The 23,428-nt window shown below is 62.5% G+C and carries 23 protein-coding genes; 16 read left to right on the top strand and 7 right to left on the bottom strand.

Annotated elements, in window-relative coordinates:
* Positions 1 to 3: 3 nt before the first annotated feature.
* The 4 genes from ABE528_RS06100 to dksA all read right to left on the bottom strand — a co-directional run bounded on the left by ABE528_RS06100 (position 4) and on the right by dksA (position 4,683).
* A complete protein-coding gene (locus ABE528_RS06100) occupies positions 4 to 2,979 on the bottom strand; it encodes an ATP-binding protein (protein WP_346652448.1) in 2,976 nt (991 codons plus the stop codon).
* Entirely contained in the window at positions 2,963 to 3,139 is a 177-nt protein-coding gene (locus tag ABE528_RS06095; protein ID WP_003250005.1) for a hypothetical protein, read from the bottom strand. Before ABE528_RS06095 ends, ABE528_RS06100 begins: the two co-directional genes overlap by 17 nt.
* A gap of 146 nt (positions 3,140 to 3,285) precedes the next feature.
* A complete protein-coding gene (gene gluQRS, locus ABE528_RS06090) occupies positions 3,286 to 4,173 on the bottom strand; it encodes a tRNA glutamyl-Q(34) synthetase GluQRS (RefSeq protein WP_346652447.1) in 888 nt (295 codons plus the stop codon).
* A gap of 63 nt (positions 4,174 to 4,236) precedes the next feature.
* Positions 4,237 to 4,683: an RNA polymerase-binding protein DksA gene (dksA, locus tag ABE528_RS06085; protein ID WP_152955878.1), complete on the bottom strand. Its 447-nt coding sequence runs from the start codon at positions 4,681 to 4,683 to the stop codon at positions 4,237 to 4,239.
* Between the two features lie 210 nt (positions 4,684 to 4,893).
* Here dksA and ABE528_RS06080 point away from each other — a divergent pair, with 210 nt between their 5' ends.
* Together ABE528_RS06080 and sfsA are read left to right on the top strand one after the other, a co-directional pair.
* On the top strand, positions 4,894 to 6,066 hold the full coding sequence (locus tag ABE528_RS06080; protein WP_346652446.1) for a pyridoxal phosphate-dependent aminotransferase: 1,173 nt from the start codon (positions 4,894 to 4,896) through the stop codon (positions 6,064 to 6,066).
* The gene (gene sfsA, locus ABE528_RS06075; RefSeq protein WP_346652445.1) at positions 6,067 to 6,780 is read left to right on the top strand and encodes a DNA/RNA nuclease SfsA; all 714 of its coding nucleotides are present in this window, start codon (positions 6,067 to 6,069) and stop codon (positions 6,778 to 6,780) included. It begins immediately after the preceding gene.
* Here sfsA and ABE528_RS06070 read toward each other — a convergent pair.
* The gene (locus tag ABE528_RS06070; RefSeq protein WP_152955875.1) at positions 6,770 to 7,087 is read right to left on the bottom strand and encodes a Rieske (2Fe-2S) protein; all 318 of its coding nucleotides are present in this window, start codon (positions 7,085 to 7,087) and stop codon (positions 6,770 to 6,772) included. The two genes, sfsA and ABE528_RS06070, sit on opposite strands and share 11 nt — an antisense overlap.
* Before the next feature lie 148 nt (positions 7,088 to 7,235).
* On the opposite strand from ABE528_RS06070, the gene ABE528_RS06065 reads away from it, so the two are divergent.
* Genes ABE528_RS06065 through ABE528_RS06050 form a run of 4 tightly spaced genes read left to right on the top strand, consistent with a single transcriptional unit; the run spans position 7,236 to position 10,812 of the window.
* Entirely contained in the window at positions 7,236 to 8,111 is an 876-nt protein-coding gene (locus tag ABE528_RS06065; protein ID WP_346652444.1) for an ABC transporter substrate-binding protein, read from the top strand.
* 50 nt (positions 8,112 to 8,161) lie between these two features.
* Complete coding sequence (locus tag ABE528_RS06060; RefSeq protein WP_346652530.1) at positions 8,162 to 9,145, top strand: iron ABC transporter permease; 984 nt, start codon at positions 8,162 to 8,164, stop codon at positions 9,143 to 9,145.
* On the top strand, positions 9,145 to 9,912 hold the full coding sequence (locus tag ABE528_RS06055) for a heme ABC transporter ATP-binding protein (protein WP_346652443.1): 768 nt from the start codon (positions 9,145 to 9,147) through the stop codon (positions 9,910 to 9,912). Before ABE528_RS06060 ends, ABE528_RS06055 begins: the two co-directional genes overlap by 1 nt.
* A 12-nt stretch (positions 9,913 to 9,924) precedes the next feature.
* Positions 9,925 to 10,812, top strand: coding sequence for a ChaN family lipoprotein (locus ABE528_RS06050; RefSeq protein ID WP_346652442.1), 888 nt, complete (start codon positions 9,925 to 9,927; stop codon positions 10,810 to 10,812).
* A gap of 200 nt (positions 10,813 to 11,012) precedes the next feature.
* Here ABE528_RS06050 and ABE528_RS06045 read toward each other — a convergent pair whose 3' ends face one another.
* A complete protein-coding gene (locus ABE528_RS06045) occupies positions 11,013 to 11,288 on the bottom strand; it encodes a TfoX/Sxy family protein (protein WP_152955870.1) in 276 nt (91 codons plus the stop codon).
* A gap of 185 nt (positions 11,289 to 11,473) precedes the next feature.
* Positions 11,474 to 13,036 (bottom strand): bifunctional aminoglycoside phosphotransferase/ATP-binding protein, encoded by a 1,563-nt coding sequence (locus tag ABE528_RS06040; protein WP_346652441.1) that lies wholly within the window; start codon positions 13,034 to 13,036, stop codon positions 11,474 to 11,476.
* Between the two features lie 117 nt (positions 13,037 to 13,153).
* On the opposite strand from ABE528_RS06040, the gene mrcB reads away from it, so the two are divergent.
* The 10 genes from mrcB to ABE528_RS05990 all read left to right on the top strand — a co-directional run.
* A complete protein-coding gene (mrcB, locus tag ABE528_RS06035) occupies positions 13,154 to 15,475 on the top strand; it encodes a penicillin-binding protein 1B (protein WP_346652440.1) in 2,322 nt (773 codons plus the stop codon).
* 16 nt (positions 15,476 to 15,491) lie between these two features.
* On the top strand, positions 15,492 to 16,295 hold the full coding sequence (locus tag ABE528_RS06030) for a tetratricopeptide repeat protein (RefSeq protein WP_152955867.1): 804 nt from the start codon (positions 15,492 to 15,494) through the stop codon (positions 16,293 to 16,295).
* Positions 16,295 to 16,627: a YqcC family protein gene (locus ABE528_RS06025; RefSeq protein ID WP_152955866.1), complete on the top strand. Its 333-nt coding sequence runs from the start codon at positions 16,295 to 16,297 to the stop codon at positions 16,625 to 16,627. Before ABE528_RS06030 ends, ABE528_RS06025 begins: the two co-directional genes overlap by 1 nt.
* A gap of 408 nt (positions 16,628 to 17,035) precedes the next feature.
* Positions 17,036 to 18,760 (top strand): acetolactate synthase 3 large subunit, encoded by a 1,725-nt coding sequence (locus ABE528_RS06020; protein WP_346652439.1) that lies wholly within the window; start codon positions 17,036 to 17,038, stop codon positions 18,758 to 18,760.
* A gap of 1 nt (position 18,761) precedes the next feature.
* Positions 18,762 to 19,253 carry an acetolactate synthase small subunit gene (ilvN, locus tag ABE528_RS06015; RefSeq protein ID WP_003250040.1) on the top strand — a complete coding sequence of 164 codons (492 nt, stop codon included), beginning with the start codon at positions 18,762 to 18,764 and terminating at the stop codon, positions 19,251 to 19,253.
* Positions 19,254 to 19,309: 56 nt separating this feature from the next.
* On the top strand, positions 19,310 to 20,326 hold the full coding sequence (ilvC, locus tag ABE528_RS06010; RefSeq protein ID WP_003250043.1) for a ketol-acid reductoisomerase: 1,017 nt from the start codon (positions 19,310 to 19,312) through the stop codon (positions 20,324 to 20,326).
* Positions 20,327 to 20,476: 150 nt separating this feature from the next.
* Positions 20,477 to 21,319: a CDP-diacylglycerol--serine O-phosphatidyltransferase gene (gene pssA / locus ABE528_RS06005; RefSeq protein WP_027917652.1), complete on the top strand. Its 843-nt coding sequence runs from the start codon at positions 20,477 to 20,479 to the stop codon at positions 21,317 to 21,319.
* 79 nt (positions 21,320 to 21,398) lie between these two features.
* Complete coding sequence (gene msrP, locus ABE528_RS06000; RefSeq protein ID WP_346652438.1) at positions 21,399 to 22,412, top strand: protein-methionine-sulfoxide reductase catalytic subunit MsrP; 1,014 nt, start codon at positions 21,399 to 21,401, stop codon at positions 22,410 to 22,412.
* A complete protein-coding gene (gene msrQ, locus ABE528_RS05995; RefSeq protein WP_346652437.1) occupies positions 22,412 to 23,023 on the top strand; it encodes a protein-methionine-sulfoxide reductase heme-binding subunit MsrQ in 612 nt (203 codons plus the stop codon). The genes msrP and msrQ overlap by 1 nt, the downstream gene beginning before the upstream one ends.
* 214 nt (positions 23,024 to 23,237) lie before the next feature.
* Positions 23,238 to 23,428 (top strand): hypothetical protein (locus tag ABE528_RS05990; protein WP_346652436.1); only part of this gene is annotated, 191 nt, incomplete at its 3' end.

Here is a 23,428-nt window from a genome sequence, read left to right as displayed (position 1 = left end):
GATTCAATTCTCTCGACGGTCTCGAATTTCAGGGGACGTCGCTACGACATGCCGGGGCAGGGTCACGCGGATCCGGGTGCCACGTTGCCGTTCGATGTCGGCCGGGCTGTCGATGGTGATTTGCCCATAATGCTCTTCCACGATGGAATAGACCAGAGCGAGCCCCAGTCCGGTTCCTTCGCCCGGGTCCTTGGTGGTGAAGAACGGTTCGAACAGGCGGTCCATGATGTTCTTCGGGATCCCGCTGCCTTCGTCCTCGACGATCAGGTCGACGGTGTGCTCGCTGACTTCGCTGCGCACCCGCACGGCGCTGCCGGGCTTTGATGCGTCGCGGGCGTTGGAGAGCAGGTTGATCAGCACCTGGGCAAGGCGCTGCGGATCCCCCTCGGCCCAATGGTCCGGGTCGCAGAGGTTGAAGAACTGTACTTCGAAGTTGCGCCGGTTCAATGCCAGCAGACCGATGGCGTCTTGCGCCACCTCGGCCAGGCATACCGGTTCTTCGCTGTTCTGATGGCTGCCGCCAGCGTGGGCGAAGCTCATCAGCGACTGGACGATGCGCGACACGCGCTTGGTCTGTTCGAGGATCTGGCTGGACAGCTCGATGATTTCGCCATCGCCTTCGCGCTCCTCGCGCAGGTTCTGCGCCAGGCAGGCGATGCCGGTGATCGGGTTGCCGATTTCGTGAGCCACGCCGGCCGCCAGGCGGCCGATGCTGGCCAGGCGCTCGGAATGCACCAGCTTGTCTTCCAGGGCCTGGGTTTCGGTGAGGTCTTCGACCAGCAGCACCAGGCCGCTGTTACCGGGCGCCAGGGGCTCGTCGATGGCCGCCTTGTGCAGGTTCAGCCAGCGCGGCTGGCCGTCCAGCGCCAGGCGCTGCTTGTGCAGGTGCTCGTCGGGCACGTTGATGAAGCCTTGCAACAGGCCGCGCCAGGGCTCGTCAATGGTCACCAGGCGCGAGCCGACCACGTGCTTGGCAGCGATGCCGGTCAGCTCTTCCATGGCCTTGTTCCACATCAGGATTTCCTGGTCCTTGGCCAGCGAGCAGACGCCCATGGGCAGCTCCTGCAGGGTCTGGCGGTGGTAGCGGCGCAGGGCGTCGAGTTCGGCGGCCAGGCCGGTGAGGCGCGAGTGGTAGTCTTCCAGGCGGCTTTCGATGAAGTGGATGTCCTCGGTGACGTAGTTCTCGTTACCGGACTTGTATGGCAGGAAGGTCTCGACCATGTCCTGGGCCACACTCGGCCCCATCAGGCCAGAGAGGTTGGCCTCGATGCGGTCACGCAGGCGGCGCAAGGCATAGGGGCGGCGCTCGTCGAACGGCAGGTAGAGGTCGCGCAGGGCCTGTTCAACTTCCTTTTGCGCCGCCTTGGCGCCCAGCGGCTTGGCCAGCTGGGTGGCGAATTCCTGTGGCGATGCGGCATGCAGCTCGCGGCGCTGTGGCCGGCGCACGTTATCCACGGCGCAGGCTTCGGCCGCGCTGACTTCTTCGCTGCTGGCATTGGTGAACAGTGAAATCAGCGTGAACAGCAGAACATTGGCTGCCAGCGAAGCGATGGCCGCCATGTGCCAGCTGGTGTCGTCGAGCACATAGATCATGTCCAGCAGCGGGATGTAGAAGCCCTGCAGGTTGCCCAGCAGCGGCAGCAACATGGTCACCAGCCACACCACGGTCCCGGCCAGCAACCCGGCGATGAAACCGCGGCGGTTGGCGGTCGGCCAGTACAGCACCGACAGCACACCTGGCAGGAACTGCAAGGTGGCGACGAAGGCGACGATGCCCAGGTTGGCCAGGCTCTGGTGGTTGTTCTGGGTCAGGTAGAAGACGAAACCGGCCGTGATGATGGCGACGATCAGCGCCCGGCGGGTCCATTTCAGCCAGCGGTAGATATTGCCTTCGGCCGGTGGCTGGTACAGCGGCAGCACCAGGTGGTTGAGGGCCATGCCCGACAGCGCCAGGGTGGTGACGATGATCAGCCCGCTGGCGGACGCAAGCCCGCCAACGTAGGCCAGCAAGGCCAGCGCCTGGTTGTTGGCGGCGATCCCCAGGCCCAGGGTGAAGTACTCGGGGTTGGTGCTGGCGCCCAGGCGCAGGCCGGCCCACAGCACCAGCGGTACAGCCAGGCTCATCAGCAGCAGGAACAGCGGCAGGCCCCAGCTGGCGCTGACCAGCGAGCGCGGGTTGAGGTTTTCGGTGAAGGCCATGTGGTACATGTGCGGCATGACGATGGCAGAGGCGAAGAACACCAGCAGCAGCGTGCGCCATGGCCCTTCCTGCAGCGGTGTATGCAATGCCGCCAGGGCAGTCTGGTTCTGCAGCAGCCACACTTCCAGCTGGTGCGGGCCGCCGAACACGCCATACAGCGCGTACAGGCCGATGCCGCCCAGGGCCAGCAGCTTGATCACCGATTCAAAGGCGATGGCGAACACCAGGCCTTCGTGTTTCTCACGGGTGGCGATGTGGCGCGAGCCGAAGAAGATGGTGAACAGGATGATCAGCGTACAGAAGGCAAAGGCCACCCGGGCCTTGACCGGTTCGCCGGTGAGGATGCTGATCGAGTCCGCCACCGCCTGGATCTGCAGGGCCAGCAAGGGCAGCACGCCGATCAGCATGATGACGGTGGTCAGTGCGCCGGCCCAGGTGCTGCGAAAGCGGAACGCCAGCAGGTCGGCCAGTGACGACAACTGGTAGGTACGGGTGATCTTGAGGATCGGATACAGCAGCACCGGCGCCAGCAGGAAGGCACCGGACACCCCCAGGTAACAGGCGAGGAAGCCGTAACCGTATTGATAGGCCAGGCCCACCGAACCATAGAAAGCCCAGGCACTGGCGTAGACGCCAAGCGACAGGGTGTAGGTCAGTGGGTGGCGAATGATGGAACGCGGGATCAGCCCACGCTCGCTGATCCAGGCCACGCCGAACAGCACCATGAGGTACGCGGCGCTGATCAGGATCATCTGGGTCAGGCTAAAGCTCATCGGCATCTCGTTGGCTCTGCAGGATGAAGGTGACGACGATCAGGATCAGCCAGAGCAGGTAGGGGCGGTACCAGGCACCGGTCGGTTCGATCCACCAGTCCATGATGGCCGGGGAGAACAGGTAGATCCCCACGACCAGAAGCAGGACCAAACGATAGATGTACATGCTGGCCTCGATGGTTGGGCGCTGCGGGCTTGGACTTATTATTGGCGCAAATGGCTGGGGGGATGCTAGCGGGAATCCATAGGGTTCGCCAAGGGTTTGAATTTGTTGGGCTTTTGATTATTAGAGGTGTGTTGCCTGTGCTGGCCTCACAACAAGTCGGCCTCTGGCACCGTGGCCCGCTGCGCAATCGCGTCCGGCCGCCACTGCTTGCGGGCAATCGCCAGCACCTCAGCAGGGGTCGCCAGCAGCAACTCCGGGTCTGCTTCCTGGCCCAATGCCCGCAACGCTCTCAACAACAGCGGCGTCGCATGCTCCGCCTGCAACGGCGGCGAACGGTACGACTTGCCCAGCTTGTGCCCATCCGGTTGCACGATCAGTGGAATATGCAGGTAACGCGGTTGCGAAAAGCCCAGCAACTCCTGCAGGTACAGTTGGCGCGGCGTGTTGTCGAGCAGGTCGGCGCCGCGCACGATGTCGGTGATGCCTTGCCAGGCATCGTCCAGCACCACCGCCAGTTGATAGGCATACAGCCCATCACGGCGCTGGATGACGAAATCGCCCACTTCGCGCCCCAGGTGCTGCTGGAACTCGCCCTGCACCCGGTCAGTGAAGCGGTAGGTCAGTTCTGGCACCCGCAGCCGGATCGCCGCACCTTCACGGGCATGCCCGGCGTTGCGGCAAAAGCCTGGGTAAATGCCGTTGTGCCCCTCCAGCTGCTTGCGCGAGCAGGTACAGGCGTAGGCCAGGCCCATGCTGAACATGCGGTCGACCACAGCGGCATAGGCTTCGTGGCGCTGGCTTTGATAAACCACTTCGCCATCCCATTCCAGGCCGTAGCGTTCGAGGGTCTGCAGGATCGCGTCGCGAGCCCCTGGCATTTCCCGGGGCGGGTCGGTGTCTTCCATGCGCAGCAGCCAGCGGCCGTCTACAGCGCGAGCGTCGAGCCACGAGGCCAGGGCGGCGACCAGCGAGCCGAAGTGCAGGAAACCGCTCGGAGTAGGGGCGAAGCGTCCGATGTAACGGGAGTCTTTCATGGCATTGCCGGGCATATAAATGAAACGGGGCGCATGATGCGCCCCATTCGGATAGAGGAAGAGTCAGCCTTTGCCGACGGTCTTTTCCTTTTTCTCCGAGATTTCCTTGCAGTCGAAGCACAGGTCGGCGGTCGGGCGGGCTTCCAGACGGCGCAGGCCGATCTCGATACCGCAGGACTCACACCAGCCGTAATCGTTGTCCTGGATCTTCTGCAGGGTCTTGTCGATCTTTTTGATCAGCTTGCGCTCGCGATCGCGGTTGCGCAGCTCCAGGGCGAACTCTTCTTCCTGGCTGGCGCGGTCGGCCGGGTCGGGGAAGTTGGCTGCCTCGTCCTTCATGTGGTCCACAGTGCGGTCCACACTGGTCATGAGCTCTTGCTTCCAGGCCCCGAGAAGCTTGGTGAAGTGCTTTTTCATGGGCTCGCCCATGTACTCTTCGCCCTTGGTCTCTTTATAGGGCTCGACACCGTACATGGTCTGACCGGTTTTTTGCTTTTCTACGGTGGACATGAATAGACCGCCTCTCACTCATCTGATCCAATGCGCAGGCTGCTCCATCTCCGGCACCCGCCGGCCCTGCGACTGCGAGCCGCCGAACTTACCAGATAGATCGGGGGTGCGCTACCCCGCCCGACCCTAGCTGTTGACAGCGGCACGCGCCTCACGTTCGCTGCCGTGCAAAGGTAGAATCAACAGTTTAGACCCAATTGAGAGAAGGTCATGGCCCACACCTACAGTGCGCGCAGCCGCGCCATCGAACCCTTCCACGTCATGGCCTTGCTGGCGCGGGCCAACGAGCTGCAAGCGGCCGGCCATGATGTGATCCACCTCGAAATCGGCGAGCCGGACTTCACCACCGCCGCACCGATCGTCGCTGCCGGGCAGGCCGCATTGGCTGCCGGGCATACCCGCTATACCGCCGCCCGCGGGCTGCCAGCGCTGCGCGAGGCCATCGCGGGCTTCTATGGCCAACGTTACGGCCTGCAGATCGACCCTGAGCGGATTCTCGTCACGCCGGGCGGTTCCGGGGCGCTGCTGCTGGCCAGCAGCCTGTTGGTCGACCCCGGCAAGCACTGGTTGCTGGCCGACCCGGGTTACCCGTGCAACCGCCACTTCCTGCGCCTGGTCGAGGGCGGCGCGCAACTGGTGCCGGTGGGGCCGGAAGTCAACTACCAGCTGACTGCCGACCTGGTCGAGCGGTACTGGGACAAGGACAGCGTCGGCGCCCTGGTCGCCTCGCCAGCCAACCCGACGGGTACCGTGCTGGGCCGCGACGAGTTGGCCAGCCTGTCCAAGGCCACCCGTGAGCGCCATGGGCACCTGGTGGTGGACGAGATCTACCACGGCCTGACCTATGGCATGGATGCGCCGAGTGTGCTGGAAGTGGACGACTCGGCGTTCGTCCTTAATAGTTTTTCCAAGTATTTCGGCATGACCGGCTGGCGGCTTGGCTGGCTGGTGGCGCCACCCAATGCCGTGGCCGACCTGGAGAAGCTGGCGCAGAACCTCTACATCAGTGCGCCGAGCATGGCCCAGCATGCGGCGCTGGCCTGCTTCCAGCCAGAGACGCTGGCGATTTTCGAAGAGCGCCGTGCCGAATTCGCCCGCCGCCGCGACTACCTGTTGCCGGCCCTGCGTGAACTGGGCTTCCGCATTGCCGTCGAGCCGCAGGGGGCGTTCTACCTGTATGCCGACATCAGCGCGTTCGGTGGCGATGCCTTTGCCTTCTGCCAGCACTTCCTCGAAACCGAGCACCTGGCCTTCACCCCGGGCCTGGACTTCGGCCGCCACCTGGCCGGCCACCATGTGCGGTTTGCCTATACCCAGAGCCTGCCGCGCCTGGAACAGGCGGTCGAGCGCATTGCCCGTGGGCTGCGGAGCTGGCAGGGCTGAATGGTGTTCTTTCCCCAACTTGAGCAGGGGCGCCTGCTGCGTCGCTACAAGCGCTTCCTGGCTGACATCGAGCTGACCAGTGGCGAGCAACTGACCATCCACTGCCCGAACACCGGTTCCATGCTCAACTGCATGCGCGAGGGCGGGCAGGTGTGGTTCAGCCGCTCCAACGACCCCAAGCGCAAGCTGCCAGGCACCTGGGAAATCAGCGAAACGCCCCAGGGGCGCCTGGCCTGCATCAATACCGGCCGTGCCAATGCATTGGTTGAAGAGGCACTGCGCGCCGGGTTGATCCACGAACTGGCTGGTTTTACCGCGTTGAAGCGTGAAGTGGCCTACGGCGAAGAACGCAGCCGGGTGGATTTTCGCCTGGAATTTGCCGGCGGGCCGGCCTATGTCGAGGTCAAGAGCGTGACCCTGGGTTATCCGGATACCGCCGTGGCGGCGTTCCCGGATGCCGTGACCCAGCGTGGCGCCAAGCACTTGCGCGAGCTGGCAGCCTTGGCCCGTCAGGGCATTCGCGCGGTGCAGCTGTACTGCGTGAACCTTAGCGGCATCGCGGCGGTACGCCCTGCCGATGAAATCGACCTCGCTTATGCCAACGCCTTGCGCGCTGCGGTGGCAGATGGGGTCGAGGTGCTGGCCTACGGCGTACGCCTGGATAGCGAGCAAATCGTCATCGACCGCCCGCTGCCGGTGCTGCTCAACCCTTGAGCCAGATCCCCTGGCTGTCTTCATGGCAGTCCAGGGCCTGCAGCATTTCGCCTTCGCAGGGGCCGGCCACGCACTCACCACTTTCCATCAGAAACAGTGCGCCATGATGGGCGCAGTGGATCAGGCTGGCGCTGTCGTCGAGAAAGGCGTCTTGCGCCCAGTTCAGCGGGATGCCACGGTGAGGGCAGCGGTTGCGGTACAGGTACACCTGGCCTTGGCGGCGCACACCGAACAGGTCGATGCCGTCTACGCTGAAGGCGCGGCTGTGGCCCTCGGCCAGGGCCGTGGAAGGACAGAGATAATGCATTGCAGGGAAGGCTCGTGAAACAAAGTGATGGCTTGACGCGTCAATGCGAATAATTATCAAATTGGCCGCATTTGCTGCGCCGCCCGCCTATGGTGCGCAGTTCCGCCGCCCGCCACAAGGCGTGCGGCCCGCCTTCAGAAGGAATCCGATGATGCGCCTTCCCGCTGCCTTGCTCGCCCTGTGCGCAGCTTTCGTTGCTTCCACCCAGGCCTTGGCCGCCGAATTGCCGCAGCGCTGGGTCAGCGCTGGCGGGGCACTGAGCGAGTGGATCAGTGAACTGGGCGGCGAGCCACGCCTGGTGGGCGTCGATACCACCAGCCAGCACCCCGAATCGCTAAAGGGCTTGCCGAGTGTCGGTTATCAGCGGCAGTTGTCGGCCGAGGGCATTCTCAGCCTGCGCCCGGATGTACTGGTGGGCACCGAAGAGATGGGGCCGCCGCCCGTGCTGGCGCAGGTGCGCAAAGCGGGGGTGCGGGTCGAGTTGTTCTCCAGCCAGGCCGATCTGGCTGCCGTGGACGAGAACCTCAGGCACCTGGGGACCTTGCTGGGCGCTGAGGAGAAAGCCGCCCAGTTGGCGGCGGGCTATCACCAGCAACTCGGAGCGCTGCAATTGCAGGTCAAGCAGGCTCAGCAAAATCACAAGGCACCTGGTGTGTTGCTGCTGGTTGGGCATGCGGGCGCCAAGCCGCTGATTGCCGGGCAGGGTACCGCAGGTGACTGGGTGCTGCGCCAGGCGGGGGCGCGCAACCTGGCCGGGCACCAAGGCTACAAGAACTTCTCCAACGAGGCGCTGGCGGCGCTCGACCCGGATGTCGTGGTGTTCTCTGATCGTGCGTTGAGCGGCGAGCAGGCGTTGCAGGCGTTGCTCAAGGAAAATCCGGCGCTGGCCGCTTCCCGTGCCGTGCGCGACAAGCGCCTGGTGTCGCTCGACCCGACATTGCTGGTGGGGGGCCTTGGCCCGCGCCTGCCAACCGCCTTGCAGGAACTGGCGACTGTGTTCTACCCGCCAAGCGCTGCCCAATGAAACAACGCATCCAGCCGCGAACGCTTTTTGTTTGCCTGACATTGTTGTGCCTGCTGGCCGTCTGGCTGTCGCTGGCCTTGGGGCCGGTCAGCCTGCCGCTATGGGACACCTTGCGCGCCGGCCTGCGTTTGCTCGGGCTGCCAATTGCCCCGGGGGGCCTGGAACAGGCCGACATGATCCTTGGCCAGATCCGCATGCCCCGCACGCTGCTGGGGCTGGCAGTGGGCGCTGTGCTGGCGCTTTGCGGTGTGGCCATGCAGGGGCTGTTCCGCAACCCGCTGGCGGACCCTGGCCTGGTCGGCGTCGCCAGTGGCGCGGCACTGGGGGCGGCGGTGGCGATTGTCGGCGGCAGCTGGCTAGGGGGCATCCCGGAATGGTTTGGCCCGTACCTGCTGTCGGCCTGCGCCTTCATCGGCGGGTTGGGCGTTACGGCACTGGTGTACCGGTTGGGACGGCGCGATGGTCAGACCAACGTCGCCACCATGCTGTTGGCCGGTATTGCGCTGACAGCGCTGGGCAGCTCGGCGGTGGGGCTGTTCACCTACCTGGCCGATGACGCCACGCTGCGCACGCTGACTTTCTGGAATCTGGGCAGCCTCAATGGCGCCAGTTACCAGCGGCTCTGGCCTTTGTTGCTGGTGACGGCGGGGGTTGCGCTGTGGCTGCCGCGCCGGGCTCAGGCGCTCAATGCATTACTGCTCGGTGAGTCGGAAGCGCGGCACCTGGGCATCGAGGTGGAGCGGCTCAAGCGTGAGCTGGTGTTCTGTACGGCTTTGGGGGTTGGCGCCGCAGTTGCCGCAGCGGGCCTCATCGGTTTCGTTGGCCTGGTGGTGCCGCATCTGGTGCGGTTGTTGGCTGGCCCCGACCACAGGGTATTGTTGCCAGCCTCGTTGTTGGCGGGGGGGACCTTGCTATTGTTCGCCGACCTGGTGGCGCGCCTGGTGTTGGCGCCGGCTGAATTGCCCATTGGCATCGTGACCGCTTTCATCGGGGCTCCGTTCTTCCTGTTTCTGCTGGTTCGAGGGCGCAATTGATGCTCGAAGTGCAAAACCTGCAGTTGCGCCGAGGCAGCAATGAAGTGCTGCATGGCATCAACCTGCAGCTGCTGCCTGGCCAGGTACTGGGTGTGCTGGGGCCCAATGGCGCGGGCAAGAGCAGCCTGCTGGGGGCCTTGTGCGGTGAGCTCACGCCAAGCCACGGGCAGGTGACCTTGCAGGGCAAAGCCCTGGCCGAATGGCCGGGCCAGGCGCGGGCACAGCGCCTGGCGGTGTTACCACAGGTATGCAGCCTGGGCTTTGCCTTCCGTGTCGAAGAAGTGGTCGGCATGGGGCGGCTGCCCCATGGCAGTGGTCGGCAGCGTGACCGGGAGATTGTCGAGGCAGCGTTGCGTGCCGCCGATGCCTGGCATCTGGTCGAGCGCAGTTACCTGGCGCTGTCCGGTGGCGAGCGCCAACGTGTGCATCTGGCTCGAGTTCTGGCCCAGCTGTGGCCGGGTGAACAGGGTGCCACGCTGTTGCTCGACGAACCGACCTCCATGCTCGACCCTTTGCACCAGCATACGACGCTGGAGGCTGTGCGCAGCTTCGCCGACCGGGGTGCAGCGGTACTGGTGATCCTGCATGACCTGAACCTGGCAGCGCGCTACTGTGATCGCATCCTGCTCCTCGAAAGCGGGCGTTGCCATGCCCTGGCCGCACCACCGGAGGTACTGACGCCTGCCTCACTCAAGGCCGTGTTCGGGATCGAAGTGCTGGTGCAGGCGCACCCGGAACGGGGCCACCCGTTGATCATTACCCGTTAGGAGGCACTGCCCATGGGTCACCCTTTGCTGTGCGGATCATTACTGTGCCTGGCGCTGGCGTTGGGGGGCTGCCAGGCCAGCCTGCCGCCTCTGCCGGCCTGGCAGAGCAGCGAAGGGCGGGATAACGCCGAACTGGGGCAGATTCACGATCTGGCCAGCGGGCAGGTGATCAGCCCTGAGCAGCTGATCGAGGCCCTGGCCGCTGCGCCGCGGGTGTTGGTCGGCGAGAAGCATGACAACCCGGATCATCACGCCTTGCAGCTGTGGTTGCTGCGTGCGTTGCAGCAACGCCGGGCGCAGGGCAGCCTGCTGCTGGAAATGTTGCAACCCGAGCAGCAGGCCCGCGTCGATGCACTCGCGGGCCAGGCGCATTTGCCACAGGACCTGCCCAAGGCCCTGGCCTGGGAAGACGGCTGGGACTGGCAGCTTTACGGCCCTATCGTGCGAGAGGCCTTGCAATACCCTGTGCCGCTGCTGGCGGCCAACCTGTCACCCAGCGAAATGCGCCAGGCCTATCGGCACCCGACGGCGCTGTCGGGAACCCGGTCCAATGCGCCAGCGGTGAAGGCGGCACTGCTCGAGCAGGTAAAGCAGGGGCATTGTGGCCTGCTGCCGGAAAGCCAGCTGCCAGCGATGCTGGCCGTGCAACAACAACGGGATCGGCGTATTGCCGAACGGCTGCTGGCGGCGCCGCAGCCGGCATTGCTGCTTGCTGGTGCGTACCATGTGCGCAAAGACTTGGGGGTGCCTTTGCACCTCGCCGATCTGGGCGCGACAGGCGAGAGCAAGGTGGTGCTACTGGCCGAGGTGGGCGAGCAGGTCGAGACCGGGATGGCCGACTATGTCTGGTACACCGCGGCGATGCCGGAGCAGGATTACTGTGCCCAGTTGCGCCAATAGCGCTCACGCATCTGGCGGGGTAAACCTGCGGGCAAAAAAAGACCCGGCAAAATGCCGGGTCAATAACCGTGATTAGCCTGATGAGGAGATAATCTGAGAGTCCGAACCAGGGGCTCTTAGCTTATCCAACCAGTCTCGCGACCAGTTGTTGTAATCATAACGATTCTCATTACGGCGTCAATCCCCTTCGTGCGCTTATTTCAGTTTTTTTTGGGTACAGGGCATTTCGCATCGAGTTGTTGATTGAGCGCTTCCTTGCGTTCGGCTGGCAAATCGTTCCAGTGCATGTCCAGCAATGCACCTTCAATGGCGTACAACAGCACCTTCGACGCCCGGAAACCTCGTGTTTTCACCGCTTGGTAGGCACCCACCGCGCCCAGCCGGCGCAAGTCCGATGCACTGTGGATGCCGGCCGCGTGCAACCACTGTGCAGAGGTCTTGCCAAGATTCTTCAGGTGCTGCAATTCATCGTTCATCGAGCCTCCTTGCGATGGCTGAACGGGTCTAGGGGATAAATCGCGAGCAGGTCAGAGAGGAGTGTAGCGGGGGTTGGGAAATGCGCGGCCTTTTGCCATCGGGGACGACGAGCTGACAGTGGCGGCCTGTACCGGCCTCTTCGCGGGCGTGCCCGCGAAGAGGCTGACAACAGGAAACGGTGAACTTACAGGCCAGGCAGACGCTGGCGAATCTGCTCGATCACCTGGTCCATGCCGCTGGCTTCCTGGGTATCGATGCGGGTGCTGTGTACCCGCTCCTGGGCATCCAGTGGTTCACGGCTGGCCTGCTGGGCCTTGACCACCTCCAGTGTGGCATCCGAGGGGTCGCTGTTCTCGGCCTGGCGCTGCTCCAGCCAGCTGGCGATTACCGCTTCCGGGGCATGGCAGTCGAGGATCAGGAACGGCACGCCAGTCTCGCTGGCCACGGCTGCGGCGGCATGGCGCTGCTCAGCCTTGAGGTAGGTGGCATCGAGCACCACCGGGAAGCCGGCGCGCAAGATCGTCGCTGCCAGCTCATGCAGGCGCTGATAGGTCGCCACGCTGGCGTCCTGGTCATAGATGCCGGCAGCGAGCTGACCCGCATTCTGTTGCGTCTGTTCACCGAACAGGCGCTTGCGTTCTACATCCGAGCGCACGCGAACCGCGCCCAGCGCTTCGACCAGGCGCATGGCCACGTGGCTTTTGCCCACTGCCGAAACGCCGTGGGTAATGGCCAGCAGGCGGGAAGGGATGGCGCTGTAGCTTTCCGCCAGGTTGGCGTAGTTGCGGTAGGTGCGCAGGGTGGTGGCGCGCTGCACGGCATCGGCATCGGCCGACAGGCTGAACAGGGCGACCTTGGCCCGTACCAGTGCGCGGTAGGCCTTGTAGAAGTTCAGCAGTTCCAGGCCTGCGTAGTCGCCGGTGAGCTCCAGGTACTGGCTGATGAAGCGACGGGCCAGGCACTTGAGGCCACGGTCTTCCAGGTCCATGGCCAGGAAGCCGACGTCGGCGTAGACGTCGGTCAGGCGGAACGGCTCGTTGAACTCGATGCAGTCGAAGATCACCACCTTGCCGTCGATCAGGGTGGCGTTGCCCAGGTGAATGTCACCGTGGCATTCGCGGATGAAACCATTGGCCTTGCGCGCCTGCAGCAGGCCATGCAGGCGCTCGAAGCTGCTGCGCGCCCAGGCCTGCAGGTTGTCCAGTTGCTGCAGGTCGGCTTTTTCGCTGAGGAACGGGCGGATCTGCTCGAAGTTCTGTTCGACCGGAGCCATCACGCTCTCCGGGGTGCCCAGCGGATGCTCCGGCGACACTTTCGGCGCTTGCAGATGGAACTCGGCAATCTGCCGGGCCATCTGGTCGATGTGGCCGGTGTTCAGCTCGCCATTGGCCTGCAGGGTGTTGAGCATCTGGCCCTGAGGGAACTGGCGCATCTTCAGCACATATTCGATCGCTTCGCCGTCACCACCGATCTGTGGTGCTTCGGCACTGCCGGTGATCGGCAGGACTTCAAGGTACAGGCCTTCGGTCAGGCGCTGGTTCAGGCGCAGTTCTTCGTTACAGAAATGCTGGCGCTGGCCCAGGCTGGTGAAGTCGAGGAAGCCGAAGTTCATCGGCTTCTTGATCTTGTAGGCGTACTCGCCAGTGAGCAGGACCCATGAGATGTGCGTCTCGATGAGTTGGAACCCGTCCACGGGGTGAGGGAACAGGGCAGGGTTCTGCAACGCGTTGATCAAGGCTTGGCTCACGGGAAATCCTTCCGGCGTCAGGGAATTCGAAAGCGCCATTATGGTCAATGGTGCCGTCCCTGCCTACCGCCAGAGGGCGCCTGCCTACCCTTTATAAAGTGCGTATAATCCGCCGCCATGACTCGAACCCGAAATCCCCGTACCCCTCAGAAACGCCCGACCGGCCGCTCGCGCGCCTGGCTGGGCTGGGCCTTGAAGCTCAGCCTGGTCGGCCTGGTGATCGTCGCCGGCTTCGCGGTTTACCTTGATGCCATCGTTCAGGAGAAGTTCTCCGGCAAGCGCTGGACCATCCCGGCCAAGGTGTATGCCCGGCCGCTGGAGCTGTTCAGCGGCCAGAAACTGAGCAAGAACGACTTCCTCACCGAGCTCGATGCCCTCGGCTACCGGCGTGAAAGCGCAGCCAACGGCCCGGGTGCGGCGGCGATCAACGGCAATACCGTCGACCTCAATACCCGTGGCTTCCAGTTCTACGAGGGCATGGAGCCTGCGCAGTTCGTGCGTGTGCGCTTCTCCGGCGACTACGTGGCAGACCTTGCCGGTGCCAATGGCAAGAAGCTTGACGTGGTGCGCCTGGAACCGCTGATGATCGGCGGTATCTACCCGAAAAACCTCGAAGACCGCATCCTGATCAAGATCGACCAGGTGCCGCCATACCTGCTCGAAACCCTGGTAGCCACCGAGGACCGGGACTTCTACAGCCACTTCGGCGTGTCGCCCAAGTCCATCGCCCGGGCCATGTGGGTCAACACCTCGGCCGGCTCGATGCGCCAGGGCGGCAGTACCCTGACCCAGCAGTTGGTGAAGAACTTCTACCTGACCAGCGAACGTAGCCTCAGCCGCAAGCTGACTGAAGCGATGATGGCCGTGCTGCTGGAGATGCACTACGACAAGCGCGAAATCCTCGAGGCCTACCTCAACGAAGTGTTCGTCGGCCAGGATGGCCAGCGCGCGGTGCATGGCTTCGGCCTGGCCAGCCAGTTCTTCTTCAGCCAGCCGCTTTCGGAGCTGAAACTGCACCAGATCGCCTTGCTGGTAGGCATGGTCAAGGGGCCGTCCTACTACAACCCGCGGCGTTACCCTGACCGTGCGCTGGCGCGGCGTAACCTGGTCCTCGACCTGGTGGCCGAGCAGGGCGTGGCCAGCCAGGCGGAAGTCGATGCGGCGAAGAAGATGCCGCTGGGCGTGACCAAGCGCGGCAGCCTTGCCGACAGTTCGTTCCCGGCGTTCCTTGACCTGGTCAAGCGCCAGCTGCGCCAGGACTACCGCGACGAAGACTTGACCGAAGAAGGCCTGCGCATCTTCACCAGCTTCGACCCGATCCTGCAGATGAAGGCCGAAACCTCCATGGCCGAAACCTTCAAGCGCCTGGCCGGGCGCAAAGGTGCCGACGAGGTGGAATCGGCGATGGTCGTGACCAACCCGGAAACCGGCGAAGTGCAGGCACTGATCGGCAGCCGCCAGTCCGGCTTTGCCGGTTTCAACCGTGCCATCGACGCCGTGCGGCCGATCGGCTCGCTGGTCAAGCCGGCGGTCTACCTGACCGCGCTGGAGCAGCCAAGCAAGTACACCCTGACCACCTGGGTGCAGGACGAACCGTTCTCGGTCAAGGGTGCCGACGGCCAGGTATGGCGCCCGCAAAACTATGACCGGCGTTCGCACGGTACGATCTACCTGTATCAGGGCCTGGCCAACTCGCTGAACCTGTCGACCGCCAAGCTCGGCCTGGAAGTGGGTGTGCCGAATGTGATCAAGACCATTGGCCGCCTCGGCGTCAACGTCGACTGGCCAGCCTTCCCGGCGATGCTGCTGGGCGCTGGCGGCATGTCGCCAATGCAGGTCGCGACCATGTACCAGACCATCGCCAACGGTGGCTTCAACACGCCGATGCGCGGCATCCGCAGCGTGCTCACCGCCGAAGGCGAGCCGCTCAAGCGCTACCCGTTCCAGATCCAGCAGACCTTCGACCCGGGTTCCATCTACCTGGTGCAGAACGCCATGCAGCGGGTGATGCGCGAGGGTACCGGCCGCTCGGTCTACAACGTGCTGCCAAGCTCGCTGACCCTGGCGGGCAAGACCGGCACCAGTAACGATTCACGCGACAGCTGGTTCTCCGGCTTCAGCCAGGACCTGCTGGCGGTGGTGTGGATGGGCCGTGACGACAACGGCAAGACGCCATTTACCGGTGCCACCGGCGCCCTGCAGGTCTGGACCAGCTTCATGAAGAAGGCCGACCCGCTGCCGTTGGACATGCCGCAGCCCGACAACGTGGTGCAGGCGTGGATTGATCCGTACAGCGGCCATGGCTCCGACAGAAGCTGTCCGGGAGCCGTGCAGATGCCGTATATTCGCGGCAGTGAACCGCCCGCCGGCGCAACCTGTGGCGGCGAGCAGAATCCCGTAGAGTCGGTCATGGACTGGGTCAAGGGCTGGATGAACTGAGCCCAATGCAGCATTGATGAGGTGTGAATTGAATAAGTGGCTGTTTCCTGCCGTGACGGCGCTGGTGGTGCTCCAGGGTTGTTCCAGCGTGCCGCGAGGCAACATTCCGGTAGTGGACTCGAGCACCCGGGTGTCCAATAGTGAGCGCGTCCAGGCCCACCGTTCGGCTGCGGGCATGAGCAACGGCACCGCGCAGGCACAGTCGCTGCCCGAGGACTCGGGTGTGACCGTGATGATTCCGCAAGGTGCGGGTGCCGCTGGCATCCAGACCTTCCCGGCGGGCAATGGCGCGGCGCCGATCAGTACCGGCCCGATCACGCCAGGCCCTGTCACGTCGGGCCCGGTCACTTCGGCACCGATGACCACCAATCCCAATCCGATCGCCGACGAACCGTTCGACATTGCCTCGATGAGCAACGCGCCGGTCGCTGCCAGCGCACCGACCGGCATTCCGCGTAGCAACGCGGCTTCCGGTGGCCTCTCGGCCGATGAACAGCTCGACGGCCCGGTACTGGCTTTGCTGACCACTGCCCAGTCGCAGCAGGGCAGCGGTGACTACAATGGTGCCGCGTCGAGCCTGGAGCGTGCCCAGCGCATCGCCCCGCGCGAGCCGCAGGTACTGTTCCGCCTGGCGCAGGTACGCCTGTCGCAAGGCGACGCACCACAGGCCGAGCAACTGGCCCGCCGTGCGCTGACCTACGCCAATGGTCGCCCCGACCTGCAGGCCGAGCTGTGGAACACCATCGCCCAGGCCCGTGAGAAGCAAGGTGACAGCGCCGGTGCCGCCCTGGCGCGGCAGAAAGCGCGGGTCAACTCGTGATGGTCGAGCAACGCATTCTCGATATCGCCGACCACCTGCTGCTCATCGAGCGTGAGCTGCAGGTGCAGGGTTGGTGGGATGACGCGCCGCCCAGTGACGAAGCGCTGGCCAGTACCGTGCCGTTCGCGGTCGACACGCTCAGCTTCGAGCAGTGGTTGCAGTGGATCTTCCTGCCGCGCATGAAGATCATCATCGAGCTCGGCCACCCGCTGCCCAATGCCTCAAGCATCCTGGTGATGGCGGAAACCGTGTTCACCGATCGTCCGGAAGAAAGTCGCGAGCTGCGCCGGCTGTTGGCAGCATTCGATCAATTGATCGCTCCTTCCGCCTGATTTCTTCAGTTTTTCCTTCAAGGGCCGCAGATTGTGGCCCTTTTTTATGGAAATCTTATTTATTCTGCTGCTGACTCGGTTTTTAGTGGTGGCAGGAATTCATCTTGGGGAAAAATTGGCAATAATTTTTCTTGACTTGTAGGCGCCAAATCACAAGAATCCAGATTCCGCTGTAGAGGGACTGCCAGAAGCAGACCCGCTAAGCAGATCATGAGGCGCATACCCGCGCCGCCTGTTACACCCCGCAACGCGTTACCTCGCGCTGGGTGGGAAAACCCCGCAACACTCTGGGGTGCTCCCAATACTTGCTCAGTCAGTGCTGAACGTTCGCTCATGCTCTGCTTGGCAGTAAACCTATTAAGACCCGCCCAGTGAGGGCGGTATTCTGGCGTTTTAGAGGTGAACAACGTGGAGCTTTTATCTGGCGCTGAAATGGTCGTCCGCTTCTTGCGTGACGAAGGCGTTAAGCACATCTACGGGTACCCTGGTGGTGCTCTCCTTCATGTTTACGACGCACTGTTCAAAGAACCGGAAGTGGAACACATCCTGGTTCGTCACGAGCAGGCGGCAACCCATATGGCGGACGGCTACGCCCGCGCCACCGGCAAGGCCGGTGTGGTGCTGGTAACCTCCGGCCCAGGCGCGACCAATGCCATTACCGGCATTGCCACCGCCTACATGGATTCGATTCCGATGGTCATCCTGTCCGGCCAGGTGCCTAGCACCATGGTAGGTACCGATGCCTTCCAGGAAACCGACATGATTGGTATCTCGCGGCCGATCGTGAAGCACAGCTTCATGATCAAGAACCCGACCGAGATCCCTGAAGTACTCAAGAAAGCCTTCTACCTGGCGCAATCCGGTCGCCCAGGCCCGGTCGTGGTCGACATTCCAAAAGATATGACCAATCCGGCCGAGAAGTTCGAGTACGTCTATCCGAAGAAGGTCAAGCTGCGCTCGTACAGCCCGGCTGTGCGCGGTCACTCCGGCCAGATCCGCAAGGCTGCCGAGATGCTCCTGGCCGCCAAGCGTCCGATCGTCTACGCCGGTGGCGGCGTGATCCTCGGTGGTGGCTCCGAAGCCCTGACCGAAATCGCCAAGTCGCTGAACCTGCCAGTCACCAACACCCTGATGGGGCTGGGTGGCTTCCCGGGTACCGACCGTCAGTTCCTCGGCATGCTCGGCATGCACGGCAGCTACACCGCCAACATGGCCATGCACAATGCCGACGTGATCTTCGCTGTCGGCGCGCGTTTCGACGACCGCGTGGTCAATGGCCCGGCCAAGTTCTGCCCGAACGCCAAGATCATCCATGTCGACATCGACCCGGCGTCGATCTCCAAGATGATCAAGGCCGACGTGCCGATCGTCGGCCCGGTCGACAGCGTGCTCAGCGAAATGCTCGGCATCCTCAAGGAAATCGGCGAGCAGCCTGACAAGGTGGCGCTGGATGCCTGGTGGAAGCAGATCGACGAGTGGCGTGGCAATGGCGAACTGTTCCCTTACGACAAGGGCGACGGCAACGTCATCAAGCCGCAAAAAGTCATCGAGACCCTGTGCGAAGTGACCCATGGCGATGCCTTCGTCACCTCCGACGTTGGCCAGCACCAGATGTTCGCGGCGCAGTACTACCGCTTCAACAAGCCAAACCGCTGGATCAACTCCGGTGGCCTGGGCACCATGGGCTTCGGCTTCCCGGCGGCGATGGGCGTCAAGCTCAACTTCCCGGACCAGGACGTTGCCTGTGTGACCGGCGAAGGCAGCATCCAGATGAACATCCAAGAGCTGTCCACCTGCATGCAGTACGGCCTGCCGGTGAAGATCGTCAACCTGAACAACGGTGTGTTGGGTATGGTCCGCCAATGGCAGGACATGGCCTACAACGGTCGTCACTCGCACTCGTACGTCGAGTCGCTGCCTGATTTCATCAAGCTGGCCGAGGCCTATGGCCATGTCGGTATCCGCATCACCAGCCTGAAGGATCTCAAGCCGAAGCTGGAAGAAGCGTTTGCGATGAAGGACCGCCTGGTGTTCATCGACATCGCGGTCGACCGCAGCGAGCACGTCTATCCGATGCAGATCAAGGATGGCTCGATGCGTGATATGTGGCTGAGCAAGACGGAGCGTACCTGATATGCGGCACATCATTTCCCTGCTGCTGGAAAACGAACCCGGTGCTCTGTCCCGTGTGGTCGGCCTGTTCTCCCAGCGCAACTACAACATTGAAAGCCTGACCGTGGCGCCGACCGAAGACCCGACCCTGTCGCGTCTGACGCTGACCACCGTTGGCCATGACGAAGTGATCGAACAGATCACCAAGAACCTGAACAAACTGGTCGAAGTGGTAAAGCTTGTCGACCTGTCGGAAAGCGCTCACATCGAGCGTGAACTGATGCTGGTCAAGGTCAAGGCCACCGGTGCCCAGCGCGCCGAGATCAAGCGCACCACGGATATCTTCCGTGGCCAGATCGTCGATGTGACCGCCAGCGTGTACACCGTGCAGCTGAGCGGCACCAGCGACAAACTGGACAGCTTCATCCAGGCGATCGGCACCGCATCGATTCTCGAAACCGTGCGCAGCGGCGTTACCGGCATTGCCCGTGGCGACAAAGTGCTCAGCATCTAAATTCAAAAATTAGCGATGGCTCCGCAGGGGGCCGAGATATAACCAGGGGTATTTTCATGAAAGTTTTCTACGATAAAGACTGCGACCTTTCCATCATCCAAGGTAAGAAAGTCGCCATCATCGGTTACGGTTCCCAGGGCCACGCTCAAGCGTGCAACCTGAAGGACTCCGGTGTAGACGTTACCGTCGGTCTGCGTAAAGGTTCGGCAACCGTTGCCAAGGCTGAAGCCCACGGCCTGAAAGTTGCCGACGTGGCTACCGCCGTCGCTGCTGCCGACCTGGTCATGATCCTGACCCCGGACGAGTTCCAGGGCGCTCTGTACAAGAACGAAATCGAGCCGAACATCAAGAAGGGCGCTACCCTGGCCTTCTCCCACGGCTTCTCGATTCATTACAACCAGGTTGTTCCGCGTGCCGACCTCGACGTGATCATGATCGCGCCGAAGGCCCCGGGCCACACCGTTCGCTCCGAGTTCGTCAAAGGCGGTGGCATCCCTGACCTGATCGCCATCTACCAGGACGCTTCCGGCAACGCCAAGAACGTCGCTCTGTCTTACGCTTCGGGCGTAGGCGGCGGCCGTACCGGCATCATCGAAACCACCTTCAAGGACGAGACCGAAACCGACCTGTTCGGTGAGCAGGCTGTTCTGTGCGGCGGTACCGTCGAGCTGGTCAAAGCCGGTTTCGAAACCCTGGTCGAAGCTGGCTACGCGCCAGAAATGGCCTACTTCGAATGCCTGCACGAGCTGAAGCTGATCGTTGACCTCATGTACGAAGGCGGCATCGCCAACATGAACTACTCGATCTCCAACAACGCCGAGTACGGTGAGTACGTCACCGGTCCGGAAGTCATCAACGAAGAATCCCGCAAGGCCATGCGCAACGCTCTGAAGCGCATCCAGGACGGCGAGTACGCGAAGATGTTCATCTCCGAAGGTGCTACCAACTACCCATCGATGACCGCCAAGCGCCGCAACAACGCCGCTCACGGCATCGAAATCATCGGCGAGCAGCTGCGTTCGATGATGCCTTGGATTTCGGCTAACAAAATCGTCGACAAGACCAAGAACTAAGTCTTATCGAAAGATGAAAAACGCGGCTTCGGCCGCGTTTTTTCGTTCTGGCAGTCAGCTTCTGGTATAAAGCAGACCAGTGGCTCGCCGTCAGAACCTGTTTCGCGGGCCCGTGTCGAACATTTTCCATCCCGTTGCAAGGTACCCTCCATGAGCGAACGTCCCGAAGAGCCGAACAAGCCCTCCGACGCCGAAAGCCTGCTACCTGTCGATGAGCACGTTGAAGAAGGGCATGACGCCGAAGGGCGCAAGGTGCGTCATCGCGGCATCTATCTGCTGCCTAACCTGTTCACCACCGCCAACCTGTTTGCCGGTTTCTATTCCATCATCAGCTCCATGAGTGCGCAGAGCGCTGGCGACCCGCGCGAGGCGAGCAAGTATTTCGCCTTCGCCGCCATTGCGATCTTCGTGGCCATGGTGCTCGACGGCCTCGACGGCCGTGTGGCGCGCATGACCAATACCCAGAGCGCCTTCGGTGCCGAGTACGACTCGCTGTCGGACATGGTCGCCTTTGGCGTGGCCCCGGCCTTGCTGGCCTTCGGCTGGGCGCTGGGTGACATGGGCAAGGTCGGCTGGATGGTCGCTTTCATCTATGTAGCGGGTGCTGCGTTGCGTCTGGCGCGGTTCAATACCCAGGTCGGCACTGCCGACAAGCGCTACTTCATTGGCCTGGCCAGCCCGGCCGCCGCCGGTGTGGTCGCCGGGACCGTCTGGGCATTCAGCGACTACGGCATCCAGGGTTCGAAGCTGTCGTTCCTGGTGGCACTGCTGGTTGCCGCTGCCGGCATGCTGATGGTCAGCAACATCAAGTACAACAGCTTCAAGGAGCTGGACCTCAAGGGGCGCGTGCCGTTCGTGGCAATCCTCGCGGTGGTGCTGGTGTTTGCCGTGGTGTTCAGCGACCCACCGCGCATCCTGCTGCTGATATTCCTCGCCTATGCGGCATCGGGGCCGATCCAGTTCCTGCTGCGCGGTCGTCGGCGCAAAGCGTGATAATGATTTAATGCTGGAATAACCCTCCGGCTCCATAGTCTTACTGGTACATCCGATATCCAGTGCTATGGAGCCGACCATGCTCTTCAAGCTTCCCAGGTCTTCCGACTGCAAGGCAGCGGAGATCACCCCCGAAGGTATCTACCTTTCCCGTCGTACTTTGCTCGGTGGCTCGCTGGCCGGTCTGGCCCTGGGCGCGTTGCCCGGCGGGGCGAGCGCGGCTGATGTGTCGCGCTATGCCGATGTGGCGCCCGGCGCTGCGCCAGGCTGGTTCACTGACAAGCTCGCTGCCGCTCGCTGGCAGGCGGTGACGGTCAAGGACGAGGCGATCACACCGTTCAAGGATGCCACCCACTACAACAACTTCTACGAGTTCGGGCCCGACAAGGGCGACCCGGCCGCCAATGGCGGCAGCTTGAAAACCGAGCCTTGGTCGGTCGTGGTGGATGGCGAGGTGGGCAAGCCAGGGCGTTATGCACTGGAAGACTTCGTCAAACCCTATCAACTTGAAGAACGCATCTACCGGCTGCGCTGTGTCGAGGCGTGGTCGATGGTCATTCCCTGGCTGGGTTTTCCCTTGGCGCAGGTGCTCAAACAGGTCGAGCCGACGTCGAGGGCACGCTATGTCCGTTTCGAGACGCTGAACGATCCGCAGCATATGCCCGGGCAGCGTTCAGGCTTTGCCTTGATCGACTGGCCATATAGAGAAGGCTTGCGCCTGGATGAGGCGATGCATCCGCTGGCAATTCTGGCCGTAGGGATGTATGGCCGGGAGCTGCCTAACCAGAATGGTGCACCGTTGCGTCTGGTGGTGCCTTGGAAGTACGGCTTCAAGAGTATCAAGTCTATCGTGCGAATCAGCCTGGTGGCCGAGCAGCCGGAGACTACCTGGCAGGGGCTGGCACCTGATGAGTATGGCTTCTATGCCAATGTGAATCCGACCGTTGACCATCCGCGCTGGACTCAGGCGCGCGAGCGGCGCTTGCCCAGCGGGCTGTTCAGCCCCAATGTGCGGCAGACACAGATGTTCAATGGCTACGCCGATGAAGTGGCGTCGCTGTATACCGGTCTCGATCTGCGGAAGAACTATTGATGCGCTATCCCTGGTTGCGTCTGGGCATCTTTGTCGTGGGCTGTTTCTTCCCCGTGTGGTGGTTGTATGAGGCCGCAATGAGCCTGCTGGGGCCGGACCCCGGGAAGATCATGATGGACCGCCTTGGGCTTGGGGCGCTGACCTTCCTGCTGGTTACCTTGAGCATGACGCCACTGCAGAAAGCCACGGGGTGGTCGGGCTGGATCGTGGTGCGGCGACAGCTGGGGTTGTGGGTGTTTGCCTATATCGTGCTGCACATCCTGGCCTACCTGTTCTTTATCCTTGGGTTGGATTGGGGGCAGTTGGCAGTTGAGCTGCGCAAGCGGCCTTACATTATTGTCGGTGCGCTCGGCTTTCTCGGGTTGCTGGTGCTGGCGGTTACCTCGAATCGATATAGCCAGCGGCGACTGGGCGCGCGGTGGAAGAAGCTGCACAGGCTGGTTTATGGGGTGCTTGGTCTGGGGCTGCTGCACTTCCTGTGGATCGTTCGCTCGGATCTGAGGGAGTGGGCTGTTTATGCATGCGTTGGTGCTGTGCTCATGTTGATGCGGGTTCCTGTGGTTTCGCGGGTGCTTCCGAGGCTTGCTCGGAGGCAGGGGAGGGCGGTTTGAGGGTTGGGGGCTGGCGAGCACCTGGTGGCCCTCACGCGGTCTTTTCCTCTTATATTTCAATTTATTGAAATTAAAGGTTGACGGCCTTTCGAATCCCCTTATAATGCGCCCCACTTCCAGCGACATCGGAACGACAAACTCCTTGAAATTCAATGGGTTAGGTTGTTAAGAGATAGCTGAAAGGGCTTCGATCAAATGATCGATAGCGGTCGAGATGAAGGTTGACAGCGGTTTTAAACGCTGTATTATTCGCCTCCCGCTACGAGAGATCGCAGCGAGTCAAGTGTTTGAAGCTAAACGAGTTTCTCGCAAAAAACTTCAAAATAAACGCTTGACAGACCCTGAGGAAAGCGTAGAATGCGCGCCTCGGTTGAGACGAAAAGCTCTTAACCAAACGCTCTTTAA

Source organism: Pseudomonas sp. TWI628 (assembly GCF_039673865.1).
GTDB lineage: Bacteria > Pseudomonadota > Gammaproteobacteria > Pseudomonadales > Pseudomonadaceae > Aquipseudomonas.
This window is presented reverse-complemented; position numbering and strand designations above follow the sequence as displayed.